This is a genomic window from Paracoccus sp. TD-10, assembly GCF_048270675.1.
Classification (GTDB): domain Bacteria; phylum Pseudomonadota; class Alphaproteobacteria; order Rhodobacterales; family Rhodobacteraceae; genus Paracoccus; species Paracoccus pantotrophus.
In genome coordinates this window covers 212,501-224,401 of record NZ_CP182418.1, presented here as the reverse complement: position 1 = coordinate 224,401, position 11,901 = coordinate 212,501, and the positions used below count along the sequence as shown (strand labels likewise).

Here is an 11,901-nt window from a genome sequence, read left to right as displayed (position 1 = left end):
TTGACCCCGTAACGGGGTAATCGGCTTCCAAAAATGACCCCCCTTACGCTGATGGTCATGATGCCTCCGAGGCTATCGGGGGGCACAGTGTGGGATGCTGGTTGTGGAGACGATTGCGAAGATCCGCCGGGCGTATTTCCAGGACAAGAAGTCGATCAAGCATATCTGCCGAGAGCTGCGGGTATCGCGGAACACGGTTCGGAAGGTGATCCGGTCCGGCGCAACGGAGATGACTTACGAGCGAACCGTCCAACCGCAGCCGAAGATCGGTCCCTGGAAAGGCAAGCTCGACGAGATGCTGGCGGCGAATGCGCGCAAGCCGAAGCGCGAGCGGCTGACCCGCATCCGGATTTTCGAAGAGCTCAGGGCCCTCGGATATGACGGCGGCTACGACGCGGTCCGACGCTATGCGGCTTCGTGGTCGCAGGCGGAGCAGGAAGCGTCAGCCGCCGCCTATGTGCCACTGAGCTTCGATCCGGGTGAAGCCTACCAGTTCGACTGGAGTCACGAGGTCGTTCTGATCGACGGCGTGACCACCACGGTGAAGGTGGCTCACGTCCGGCTTTGTCATAGCCGGATGCTGTTCGTCCGGGCCTACCCGCGAGAGACGCAGGAAATGGTGTTCGATGCCCATGACAAGGCCTTTGCCTTCTTCGGCGGCGCCTGTGCGCGTGGGATCTACGACAACATGAAGACGGCGGTGGACACGATCTTCGTCGGCCGCGACCGCGCGTATAATCGCCGGTTCCAGCAGATGTGCGGACACTACCTTGTCGATCCCGTCGCCTGCACCCCCGCGTCCGGCTGGGAGAAGGGACAAGTAGAGAACCAGGTTGGCGTTGTCCGGCGGCGGTTCTTCGTGCCGCGGCCGCGCTTCAAGAGCTACGCGGAACTCAACGCCTGGCTTCAGGATCGCTGTATTGCCTGGGCCAAGGCCCATCCGCACCAGGAATTGCGTGATCGGACAATCTGGGACGTGTTCCAGGATGAGCGGGCGAGCCTGGTGCCCTACGTCGGCCCTTTCGACGGATTCCATGCCGTGCCGGCCTCGGTGTCCAAGACCTGCCTCGTTAGGTTCGACAAGAACCGCTACTCGGTCGATGGTCGCGCCGTCGGCCGTCCGGTCGAGATCCGCGCCTATGCCGAGCGGGTCGAGGTCTGGCAGGACGGCAAGATCGTCGGCCGGCACGACCGCGCCTTCGGGCGCGACAAGGCCATCTATGACCCGCTGCACTACATCCCGGTGCTGGCCCGCAAGCCCGGCGCCCTTCGAAACGGCGCTCCCTTCAAGGAATGGGAACTGCCGCCGGCGATACGACGCGTCCAGCGTAAGCTGGGGCGCGTGCCGAACGGTGACCGTCAGATGGTCCAGATCCTGAGCATGATCCCAACGGATGGACTGGAAGCCGTCGAGGCTGCCTGCGTCGAGGCCCTGACCGAAGGCGCCCCGGCGGCATCGGTCGTTCTGAACATCCTGGCCCGACATCGCGAGCCACCACCTCCGTTGACCATCGCCACGCCGGACGCGTTGCGCCTGACCTGCGAGCCCGTGGCCGACTGCAAACGCTACGACAGCCTCAGGAGACCCCGCCATGGAAAGATCACAGGTGCTGGACGCGATGGGCCAGTTGAAGCTCTACGGCATGAAGGCCGCCTACGATGAGATCATCGCCACGGCGGTGAAGCGACAGCACGAACCGCAGCAAATCGTGGGCGACCTGCTGAACGCCGAGATCAGCGAGAAACAAGCTCGCTCGATCAAATACCAGATGACCATCGCCAAGCTGCCCTTGGCCAAGGAAGTCGACGAGTTCAGCTTCGAAGACACGCCCGTAAACGAAACGCTGGTGCGCGATCTGGCCTCCGGAGAGTTCCTCGAGCATCAGCGTAACGTCGTCCTCATCGGCGGCACCGGGACCGGCAAATCCCACCTTGCCGTCAGCATCGCCCGGGCCTGCATCCGCCGTGGCAAGCGCGGCCGCTTCTTCAACGTCGTGGACCTGGTGAACAAGCTGGACGCCGAAGCCCGCGCCGACCGACAGGGACGCACTGCGGATCTCCTGTGCCGCCTCGACTTCCTGATCCTCGACGAGTTGGGATATCTGCCGTTCGCCCAGACGGGTGGCCAGCTCCTGTTCCACCTCATCAGTCGCCTTTACGAACGCACCTCGATCATCGTGACGACGAACCTCGACTTCGGCGAATGGCCGACCGTCTTCGGAGACGCGAAGATGACAACGGCGCTCCTCGACCGACTGACCCATCACTGTGACATCGTCGAGACCGGCAACGAGAGCTGGCGCTTCAAGACGCGGGAATGACCGAGACGCCGCTGGCCCGATCCGGTTGCGCTGTATGGAGGCTACACCGCATCGGGCCAGCTACCCGTGCTGACCAAGCGGGGTCATTATTGGGCGCCGAAAGGGGGTCAAAGTTGCGTGCCGATTGACACACCGGTCGCGTCTCGTCGCAATCGCTCGTGCGCTACAAGACCAATGACTACTCGGTGCCGGTCGCCTTTGCCCATCAGGATGTCTGGATCCGGGCTTATGTCCATGACGTGGTGATTGGCTGTCGGGGCGAAGTCATTGCCCGCCATCCCCGGTGCTGGGATCGCGATGAACTCATCTTCAACCCGATCCACTACCTGCCGCTGCTGGAGCAGAAGCTCAACGCATTTGATCAGGCCGCGCCGTTGCAAGGTTGGGAGCTTCCCGAGGAGTTCGCAACGTTGCGCCGGCTGATGGAAGCTCGCATGAACCGGCATGGCCGACGCGAATACGTCCAGGTCCTGCGGTTGCTCGAGACCTTCGATCTGGCTGACCTGCATGCCGCGGTAAAGCAGGCGCTTCAGATGGGCGCGATCGGCTTTGACGCCGTAAAGCACCTGCTGCTTTGCCGTGTTGAACACCGTCCGCCCCGGCTGGACCTGGACTGCTATCCCTATCTGCCGCGGACGACAGTCGATAAGACCAGGCCCGGGTCCTATATGCGGCTGCTGTCGAGCGATGCAGAGGACGCGGCATGAACGACGCCCCGGAAATCCTGCTCACCCATCACCTCAAGGCCCTGAAGCTGCCAACATTCCTGCGCGAACATCAGAAGCTGGCCCGGCAATGCGCGGCCGAAGGCATGGACCATGTCCGCTACCTTGCCCGCCTCGTCGAACTGGAGCTGATTGACCGGGAGCGGCGGATGGTCGAGCGCCGCATCAAGGCCGCCAAATTCCCCGCGGTCAAAAGCCTCGACAGCTTCGACTTCAGCGCCATTCCGAAGCTCAACAAGATGCAGGTGCTGGAACTGGCCCGCTGCGAATGGATCGACCGTCGCGAGAACGTCATTGCCCTCGGCCCAAGTGGCACGGGCAAGACGCATATCGCCCTTGGCCTCGGACTGGCGGCTTGTCAGAAGGGGCTCTCCGTGGGCTTCACCACCGCCGCGAGCCTGGTCAGTGAGATGATGGAGGCCCGCGACGAGCGCCGTCTGCTTCGCTTTCAGAAGCAAATGGCCGGTTACAAGTTGCTGATCATCGACGAACTGGGCTTTGTGCCGCTGTCCAAGACCGGCGCCGAATTGTTGTTCGAGCTGATCTCGCAACGTTACGAGCGCGGCGCGACCTTGATTACCAGCAATCTGCCCTTCGATGAATGGACCGAGACCTTCGGCTCCGAGCGCCTCACCGGCGCACTGCTCGACAGGCTGACCCATCACGTCAGCATCCTCGAGATGAACGGCGAGAGTTATCGTCTCGCCAACAGCACTGCCCGAAAGCAGCAACAAAAGTCCTGAAATCAGATGGTGCTGTTTTGGCCCAAGGGGCCAATGCGCCATGGCACGCGCCAGCTATCTGGTAAGCGCGCGCGCCATGGCGCCGGTCACCGCCGCGTGGCCGGATTTTACTCCGCCGCGTGGCCGGATTTTACTCCGCCGCGTGGCCGGATATTGCACCGCCGTTGACAGGAGACCGCCATGTCGCCTCCGGGATCCGCCGCGCTCGATGCCCTGAACACCAGCCCCGCCGCGCAGAACGTCTCCCCGGAAGAACACCACGCCATTGCGGAGGCTGGCGGCGATCCTGCCGCGACGGCCGAAGATGGCGCGTCGCAGCCCCGGATCCGCCTGCCGGCGGGCAAGCTTATCCCGCTCCTGCGCCTTGCCGCCAGCATCGGCAGCCTAAAGGACCGCGATGCGATGCTGGTGCCGGGCGCCATCACCGTGATCGAAGGCATTCCGGGCAGCCTGATCGATGCGCTCAAGAAGCTGCTGCCCCATACCCTGCCGCAAGGCTGGTCACTGGCCATGTCCATGGGCCGGCTGCCGCGCGACAAGCCTTGTCTGCTGGTGCTGGGCCCGGAACTCATGAACGGCAAGATCTCCGACCACGCCGAACGCGGCTTTGCGGCGGAACTCGCCACGGCGATCGACATGCGGATCCCGATCCTGATCCTGCTGCCCGAGATCGCCAAGGCACCGTCGGTGCTGCACCATCCCCCAGTTAAACGCCGCACATTCGTCCCTTTGACAGTGGAAATCCTGATCGTCGCACTGCGCGCCACACACAGCGCGACCGGCCGTATCGACGAGGCTGCGGTGCGGGCTGCCCTCCCAAGCGATGCCGCGTTGTCCGAGCTGGAGCCACTGACGCTTGGTCTCGCCATGCGGGCGCCGACCGCGAAGGCCGTCGCAGAACGGATCGCAGCCCTCACGGTCAAGGCGCCACGCGCCGCGGCTGACGGCCCTTGGCTCGAGGATATCCATGGCGACACCCCAGCACTCCGCGCGGCGCGGCAAATCGTGAGAGACCTGCGCGGCTGGAAGAAAGGCGAGGTCGGATGGCAGGACCTGACCCGGACGCTGCTGCTCTACGGTCCGCCTGGCACAGGCAAGAGCTGGATCGCCCGCGCCATGGGTAATTCCGCCGGTTTCTCAGTCGTGACGGGCACCTTTGGCCAGTGGCAGGCAGCGGGCCATCTCGGCGACATGCTGCGCGAGATGCGCCGGACCTTCGCCGAGGCGCGGGCCAAAGCACCAACCGTGCTGATCATCGACGAGATCGATGCTGTCGGCTCGCGCGAGGATCGCGATCAGCACAATCGGTCCTATCGCACCCAGGTCATCAACGCGTTCCTCGCAGAGATGGACGCCATCGCCCGGGAAGAGGGCGTCGTTGTCGTCGGCACCTGCAATCACCCCGAGATGATCGATCCCGCCGTGCTGCGGGCCGGACGGTTCGACATGCGCGTCAACGTGCCACTACCCGATGCCGAGGGTCTGTTCAGCGTGTTCCGGCACTGCCTGCCGGACTGGCGCGTGGCCGATCTGCGCGACCTCGCCGCGCGCGCCGTCGGCTGCTCGGCAGCGGATATCGATGCCGCCATCAGGCAGGCGCGGGCGGTAGCCCGTGGGGCGAAGCGGGACATGACCGTTTCGGATCTCCAGCGCGTTTTCCGCATCACGCATGATCCTGAGATCGACCGTCGCGTCGCCCTGCACGAATGTGGCCATGCCATCACCTGTGCGGCCCTTCGCCTCGGGCCTGTCAAACGGATGTTCCTCGACCGTAACGGCGGCGGCGGCACCTTGTTCGATGCAGAGGCCAAACATGGCGTATTGCAGGACATGCAGGATCGTCTGGCGCAATTGCTCGCCGGACGTGCCGCCGAACGCCTCGTGCTTGGCGACATCTCGGCCGGTGCCGGCGGCAGTCAGGATTCCGATCTGGCCCAGGCCACGATGATCGCCACATCGATCCAGACCCGCTATGGGCTTGGTGCTCAGGGTCCGGTCTGGACCGCCGATCCCGACACTTTGATCGCCCTGGACCCTGACGTGCTGTTTCGTGTCCGCCGGGAACTGGAGGCTGCCGAGAAGCGCGCCACCCAGATCCTCAACAGCCACCGCGACCTGCTCGAAGAGATGGCCGGGGCGCTGGCCGCGTCCCGCGACATGGATCGCGCCGAAGCAGAGAGCTGGCTTGCCCGGGTGCGCAGTGCAGCATCAGACGAAGGCCAGAACACGCAACCCGCACGCGGCCCCCAGTAAAAACGTATGGGGCGCGCGCCCGCCGTCATCCTGGCGAACCGGCCCCTGCAAAAGACAAAAAGATAAAGCGGCGGAGCCGCCAACCAAAAGCCCAAAAATAAAAAACGGCGCTCCCTGCGGCGGGCTCTGCCCGCCGCCCATTCCTTTCCCCAAGGAATAAAAAGGAAAGAGAGCAAAAACCAAAAAACAAAAACCAGGAACGCGCCGGGTCTTTCGGCGCGCCGGTGTGACCAAGGCAAAAAAGAGAAAGATCAGACGCAAAAGAACAAAGGGATACGGTGCGCCAGAGCAAATCGTCGGCATCCCCACGGACTTCGAGAATCCCGGTTCGTCATACACAACCCATCCCACAATAGATGAGGAGACCCGCAATGTGCCACCACCCGGACCCCGCGATCTGGATCCCGTCGGCGATCCGCGGCATCGCAGCCAACCTTTACCGGTGAGGCGTCAAGGCGATCTGCAGGCCGGATCATACGCCCAGCCTTCCCAAAATCCGTATAATTCGCGCCCGATGGTCCGCTGCGCCCGGCTGACGCACCGCCCGGTGCTCCGGATGCGTTCGGCGCGCTTGCCCATGAGCCGCCCCCTGAACTCGGCTGCCCCTTTTGAGAATGAGATTTCCGTATTTTCAGGTAGTTATCCACATTCATACGACCCGACAGCCCTGTTTTCCGCTTAGAGAGACGTTCCCATGCCCTATGATCTTCCCAACAGCCGCGGGCTCAGCCCCGCACAGGATCATCATCAACGACCGCCGGCGGGCCCTGCCCTGCGGCGCAGGGAGCAACTCGGCCCATGGCACGAGACCGGAGAGATATTGCCAACAGGGAGGGCGCCGCGCAGGCGGCGGCCGTTCCTTCTGCATCTCCCGGCCCTGCGGTTTCGGCCCCCGTGGCCTCTCCGGCCGACAAAGCCCTTGCCGGGAATCGCGGTCTGTCGGAGGATCGCGACCTGTTCCGCCATTTCCTGCGCGCCCTCGCCCGCGACGCCGCGCGCCGCGACGATATCGCCGATCCCGACTGATCCCTTCCGCCTCGAAGGAGATGCCCCATGACGAAGCAAAAATTACGCGTGGCGATCTACGCCCGCTTCTCGACCGACAAGCAGCGCGATGCCTCGATCGAGGACCAGATCGACTCCTGCCGCGATCTGGCAGCCCGCGAGGGCTGGGAAGTCGTCGCCACCTATCACGACCGTGCAATTTCAGGTGCCAGCATGTTCCGGCCCGGGATCGAGGCCCTGCAGCGCGATGCCAGGGCGGGGAAGTTCGACATCGTCCTGGCCGAAGCGCTCGACCGGCTGTCGCGCAAGCTCGCCGACATCGCGAAGTTCCACGAGCGGATGGAACATACCGGCATCGACATCCACACCCTGACCGAGGGCAAGGTCGATGCCATGCTGATCGGCATGAAGGGGACGATGAACCAGATCCTGCTGCGCGACATCGGCATCAAGACGCATCGCGGCCAGAAAGGCCGGGTAAAAGACGGCAAGCTCGCCGGTGGCAATGCCTACGGCTACGATGTGTTGCCCCCAACGCAGGTCAACGGCAAGGCCGAACATGGTGACCGCGTCATCAACCGCGCCGAGGCGGAGGTCGTGCGGCGGATCTTCACGGACTATGCGCAAGGCATCTCCGCCGGGAAGATCGCCGAAGCGCTGAACATCGAGCGCATCCTCGGGCCGCGCGGCGGCTGGTGGGGCGCGTCGACCATTCTCGGCAACCGCGAACGTGGAACCGGCATCCTGAATAACGAGCTTTACGTGGGACAGTTGGTCTGGAACCGGCTGAACTACCGCAAGGACCCGGATCACGGCAAGCGTGTCTCCAAACCGAATGCACCCGAACGGGTAATCAAGACCGCCGTGCCGCACCTGCGGATCATCGACGACGCGCTTTGGGACCGGGTCAAGGCACGGCAGGGTGCGATGAAGACCAAGAACACCGATGTGCCGATCTGGGACCGGCGCCGCCCAAAATTTCTGCTTTCCGGGCTGATGGCCTGCGGTTGCTGCGGTGGCGGATTCTCGAAGGTCTCAAAAGACGGCTTCGGCTGCTCGACCGCCCGCAAGAAGGGCGCGGCCGCCTGCACCAATATGGCGGTGATCAGGCAGAAGGATCTCGAGACCCGGGTGCTCAACGCCCTCGAACACCACCTGATGGACGAGGAAGCGGTGCGGATCTTCTGCGAGGAATATGCCGCCGAGCGCAACCGGCTGCAGGCAACCCGCGCGGCCGGGCGCGCTGATCTGGAACGGGAACTGAAGCAGGTGATCACCGACCACAAGAAGCTGATCGACGCGATCATCGCCGGTGTGCCTGCGGACCAGGTGAAGGACCGTATGATCGAGTTGGATGCCCGCCGGAAGGACCTAGAACGCCAGCTCTCGGCCTCCCCAGCCCCGGACCCGATCCGGATCCACCCGGGCATGGCAAAGACCTACCGCGCCCGGATCGGCGCGTTGATCGCGGGCCTGTCGGAGGCTGAGCGGATGGACGAGGCGAAGGAGGCGCTGCGAGCACTGATCGACAAGGTGGAGCTGGTGCCGGTCCCGGCGGAAGACAGTGGCGATGGTAAGCCCGGGCTGGCCATCCATCTTCACGGCGCTCTGGCGAGCCTGCTGCGTCTGGCCTGCGGTCTGCCGGTGCATGAGATTGTGGGCGCGGCGGCGGGTCAAACGCAAAAAGCCCCGCGGGAAGCGGGGCGTGCGGGTGTAATCAATGGACAATCCGCAAACGCGGATATTCAACACATTGATATCATTGGAGAAACAGTTTTGGTTGCGGGGGTAGGATTTGAACCTACGACCTTCAGGTTATGAGCCTGACGAGCTACCGGGCTGCTCTACCCCGCGCCATTTGCATCGCGGTTTTGCGGTGCTTCTCGTTCTGAGAGATGCTCGCTTCTTTTCAGGTCTGGCGGTGACCTACTCTCCCACGTCTTTTGACGCAGTACCATTGGCGCGACGGCACTTAACGGCCGAGTTCGGGATGGGATCGGGTGTTTTGCTCGTGCTTTGGCCACCAGACCGGAAAAGGAGCGAGATCGGCGTTTTCCGGTTCTTTTGGGAACCTGGAAAGACATTGTCCAAGGATGCTTTTGGAAGAAGGTCTGTCTTCTTCCGGATCAAATCAAGCCTATCGAGCGATTAGTACCGGTCAACTGAACGCATTGCTGCGCTTACATCTCCGGCCTATCGACGTGGTGGTCTTCCACGGCTCTCAAGGGATACCTTGTTTTGAGGGGGGCTTCACGCTTAGATGCCTTCAGCGTTTATCCTGTCCGTTCATAGCTACCCAGCACTACCGTTGGCACGATAACTGGTCCACCAGTGGAACGTTCACCCCGGTCCTCTCGTACTAGGGGCAACTCCTCTCAAGTATCCTACACCCACGGCAGATAGGGACCGAACTGTCTCACGACGTTCTAAACCCAGCTCACGTACCTCTTTAAATGGCGAACAGCCATACCCTTGGGACCTGCTCCAGCCCCAGGATGAGATGAGCCGACATCGAGGTGCCAAACGATGCCGTCGATATGGACTCTTGGGCATCATCAGCCTGTTATCCCCAGCGTACCTTTTATCCGTTGAGCGATGGCCCTTCCACTCGGGACCACCGGATCACTATGGCCGACTTTCGTCTCTGCTCGACTTGTCAGTCTTGCAGTCAGGCTGGCTTCTGCCATTGCACTCGACGAGCGATTTCCGACCGCTCTGAGCCAACCTTCGCGCGCCTCCGTTACTCTTTGGGAGGCGACCGCCCCAGTCAAACTACCCACCACGCAGGGTCCCGGACCCGGATAACGGGCCGCGGTTAGACATCAAGAGTGCGAAGGGTGGTATCTCAAGGATGGCTCCACGGGAACTGGCGTCCCCGCTTCGATGCCTACCACCTATCCTGCACATCGCAATCCTGATGCCAGTGCGAAGCTATAGTAAAGGTGCATGGGGTCTTTCCGTCTAACCGCGGGAAGTCTGCATCTTCACAGACAATTCAATTTCGCTGAGTCCACATTTGAGACAGCGGGGAAGTCGTTACGCCATTCGTGCAGGTCGGAACTTACCCGACAAGGAATTTCGCTACCTTAGGACCGTTATAGTTACGGCCGCCGTTTACCGGGGCTTCAATTCAAGGCTTGCACCTCTCCTTTTAACCTTCCGGCACCGGGCAGGCGTCAGACCCTATACGTCGCCTTACGGCTTCGCAGAGCCCTGTGTTTTTAGTAAACAGTCGCCACCCCCTGGTTTGTGCCCCCCGCCGACAGTTGCCTGCCAACGGGGCCTCCTTCTCGCGAACTTACGGAGGTATTTTGCCGAGTTCCTTAAATGTGGTTCTCTCAAGCGCCTTGGTATTCTCTACCAGTCCACCTGTGTCGGTTTAGGGTACGGTCTTGTGGAGGGCTATTTCCAGGAACCGCTCAGCAGCCCCTCCAATCCGATAAGGAGGAACTACACCTGCGATCCGTCACCATCTCCTGGCCCAGGAATATTAACCTGGTTCCCATCGACTACGCCTTTCGGCCTCGCCTTAGGGGCCGGCTTACCCTGCTCAGATTAGCTTTAAGCAGGAACCCTTGGACTTTCGGCGACAGGGTCTCTCACCCTGTTTGTCGCTACTCATGTCAACATTCTCGCTTCCGATCACTCCACCGGATGCCTTACGGCCCGGCTTCACAGTAAACGCCTGTCCGACCAAGGCTTTCCCAAGGGAAAGCTGAAGTCGGATGGCGTTATATCACGGAACGCTCCGCTACCGCGTGCATAAATGCACACCCAAAGCTTCGGCTCGTGGCTTGAGCCCCGTTACATCTTCGCCGCAAGACCTCTTGACTAGACCAGTGAGCTGTTACGCTATCTTTAAAGGATGGCTGCTTCTAAGCCAACCTCCTGGTTGTTTTGGAAGTCTCACATGCTTTCCCACTTAGCCACGAATTGGGGGCCTTAGCTGTTGGTCAGGGTTGTTTCCCTCTCCACGACGGACGTTAGCACCCGCCGTGTGTCTGCCAGATAGTTCTTCCCGGTATTCGGAGTTTGCTTAGACTCAGTAAGGCTGTGGGCCCCCATCATCCATGCAGTGCTCTACCCCCGGGAGAATTCGTCTGACGCGCTACCTAAATAGCTTTCGCGGAGAACCAGCTATCTCCAGATTTGATTGGCCTTTCACCCCTAGGCACAAGTCATCCCGACCTTTTTCAACAGGTGTGGGTTCGGCCCTCCAGTTGGTGTTACCCAACCTTCAGCCTGCTCATGCCTAGATCATCTGGTTTCGGGTCTGATCCATCTAACTCATGCGCCCTTTTAAGACTCGCTTTCGCTGCGCCTACACCTAACGGCTTAAGCTTGCTAGATAGACCAAGTCGTTGACCCATTATACAAAAGGTACGCCGTCAGGGCGCAAGGCCCCTCCGACTGCTTGTAGGCGTCCGGTTTCAGAAACTGTTTCACTCCCCTCGTCGGGGTGCTTTTCACCTTTCCCTCACGGTACTGGTTCGCTATCGGTCAGCAAGGAGTACTTAGCCTTCGAGGGTGGTCCCCCGATCTTCAGACAGGATTTCACGTGTCCCGCCCTACTTAATGCGTCCGATCAAACTTCCCATACGGGGCTGTCACCCGCTATGGCTGGCCTTTCCAGGCCATTCTGGTCATTCTCACGGCTCGGCTGGTCCCCGTTCGCTCGCCACTACTGGGGGAGTATCTGTTGATTTCCTTTCCTCCGGGTACTTAGATGTTTCAGTTCCCCGGGTTCGCTCTTAAAACCCTATGTATTCAGGTGATAAGTACCTGGTTAACCCAATTGTTGATACCCAAGGGTAACAACAATCGAGTTTCAGGTGGGTTTCCCCATTCGGAGAT

Annotated in this window: 7 protein-coding genes, 1 tRNA gene, 2 rRNA genes and 1 pseudogene (1 of these 11 running past the window's edge); 7 read left to right on the top strand and 4 right to left on the bottom strand. The window is 61.5% G+C overall.

All coding sequences use genetic code 11. The features are described 5' to 3' along the window. The first annotated feature begins 94 nt into the window (after positions 1-94). The 5 genes and pseudogenes from istA (at position 95) to ACNKFW_RS01115 (ending at position 6,042) form a co-directional block, all read left to right on the top strand. A complete protein-coding gene (gene istA, locus ACNKFW_RS01135; protein ID WP_028717560.1) occupies positions 95-1,663 on the top strand; it encodes an IS21 family transposase in 1,569 nt (522 codons plus the stop codon). After that, on the top strand, positions 1,593-2,321 hold the full coding sequence (gene istB, locus ACNKFW_RS01130; protein WP_024843951.1) for an IS21-like element ISPkr1 family helper ATPase IstB: 729 nt from the start codon (positions 1,593-1,595) through the stop codon (positions 2,319-2,321). Before istA ends, istB (ACNKFW_RS01130) begins: the two co-directional genes overlap by 71 nt. A 131-nt stretch (positions 2,322-2,452) precedes the next feature. Beyond that, positions 2,453-3,028 (top strand): annotated as a pseudogene (locus ACNKFW_RS01125) (Mu transposase domain-containing protein); the annotation flags it as partial. After that, a complete protein-coding gene (gene istB, locus ACNKFW_RS01120; RefSeq protein ID WP_114669629.1) occupies positions 3,025-3,789 on the top strand; it encodes an IS21-like element ISPve1 family helper ATPase IstB in 765 nt (254 codons plus the stop codon). The pseudogene ACNKFW_RS01125 and the gene istB (ACNKFW_RS01120), both read left to right, overlap by 4 nt. A gap of 180 nt (positions 3,790-3,969) precedes the next feature. After that, on the top strand, positions 3,970-6,042 hold the full coding sequence (locus tag ACNKFW_RS01115; RefSeq protein ID WP_418024481.1) for an AAA family ATPase: 2,073 nt from the start codon (positions 3,970-3,972) through the stop codon (positions 6,040-6,042). Here the strand turns inward: ACNKFW_RS01115 and ACNKFW_RS01110 are convergent. Then, positions 5,998-6,381: a hypothetical protein gene (locus ACNKFW_RS01110; protein WP_418024479.1), complete on the bottom strand. Its 384-nt coding sequence runs from the start codon at positions 6,379-6,381 to the stop codon at positions 5,998-6,000. The two genes, ACNKFW_RS01115 and ACNKFW_RS01110, sit on opposite strands and share 45 nt — an antisense overlap. A gap of 555 nt (positions 6,382-6,936) precedes the next feature. Here ACNKFW_RS01110 and ACNKFW_RS01105 point away from each other — a divergent pair. After that, entirely contained in the window at positions 6,937-7,068 is a 132-nt protein-coding gene (locus tag ACNKFW_RS01105; protein WP_374292936.1) for a hypothetical protein, read from the top strand. A gap of 27 nt (positions 7,069-7,095) precedes the next feature. After that, the gene (locus tag ACNKFW_RS01100) at positions 7,096-8,868 is read left to right on the top strand and encodes a recombinase family protein (protein ID WP_418024812.1); all 1,773 of its coding nucleotides are present in this window, start codon (positions 7,096-7,098) and stop codon (positions 8,866-8,868) included. On the opposite strand, the gene ACNKFW_RS01095 is transcribed toward ACNKFW_RS01100, so the two are convergent. From ACNKFW_RS01095 to ACNKFW_RS01085, 3 genes are all read right to left on the bottom strand, one after another. Next, positions 8,825-8,901: transfer RNA gene (locus ACNKFW_RS01095), tRNA-Met, on the bottom strand. The genes ACNKFW_RS01100 and ACNKFW_RS01095 overlap by 44 nt on opposite strands. A gap of 59 nt (positions 8,902-8,960) precedes the next feature. Then, positions 8,961-9,075 (bottom strand): 5S ribosomal RNA (rrf, locus tag ACNKFW_RS01090). 99 nt (positions 9,076-9,174) lie between these two features. Next, positions 9,175-11,901: ribosomal RNA gene (locus tag ACNKFW_RS01085) — 23S ribosomal RNA — on the bottom strand (it continues 110 nt past the right edge of the window).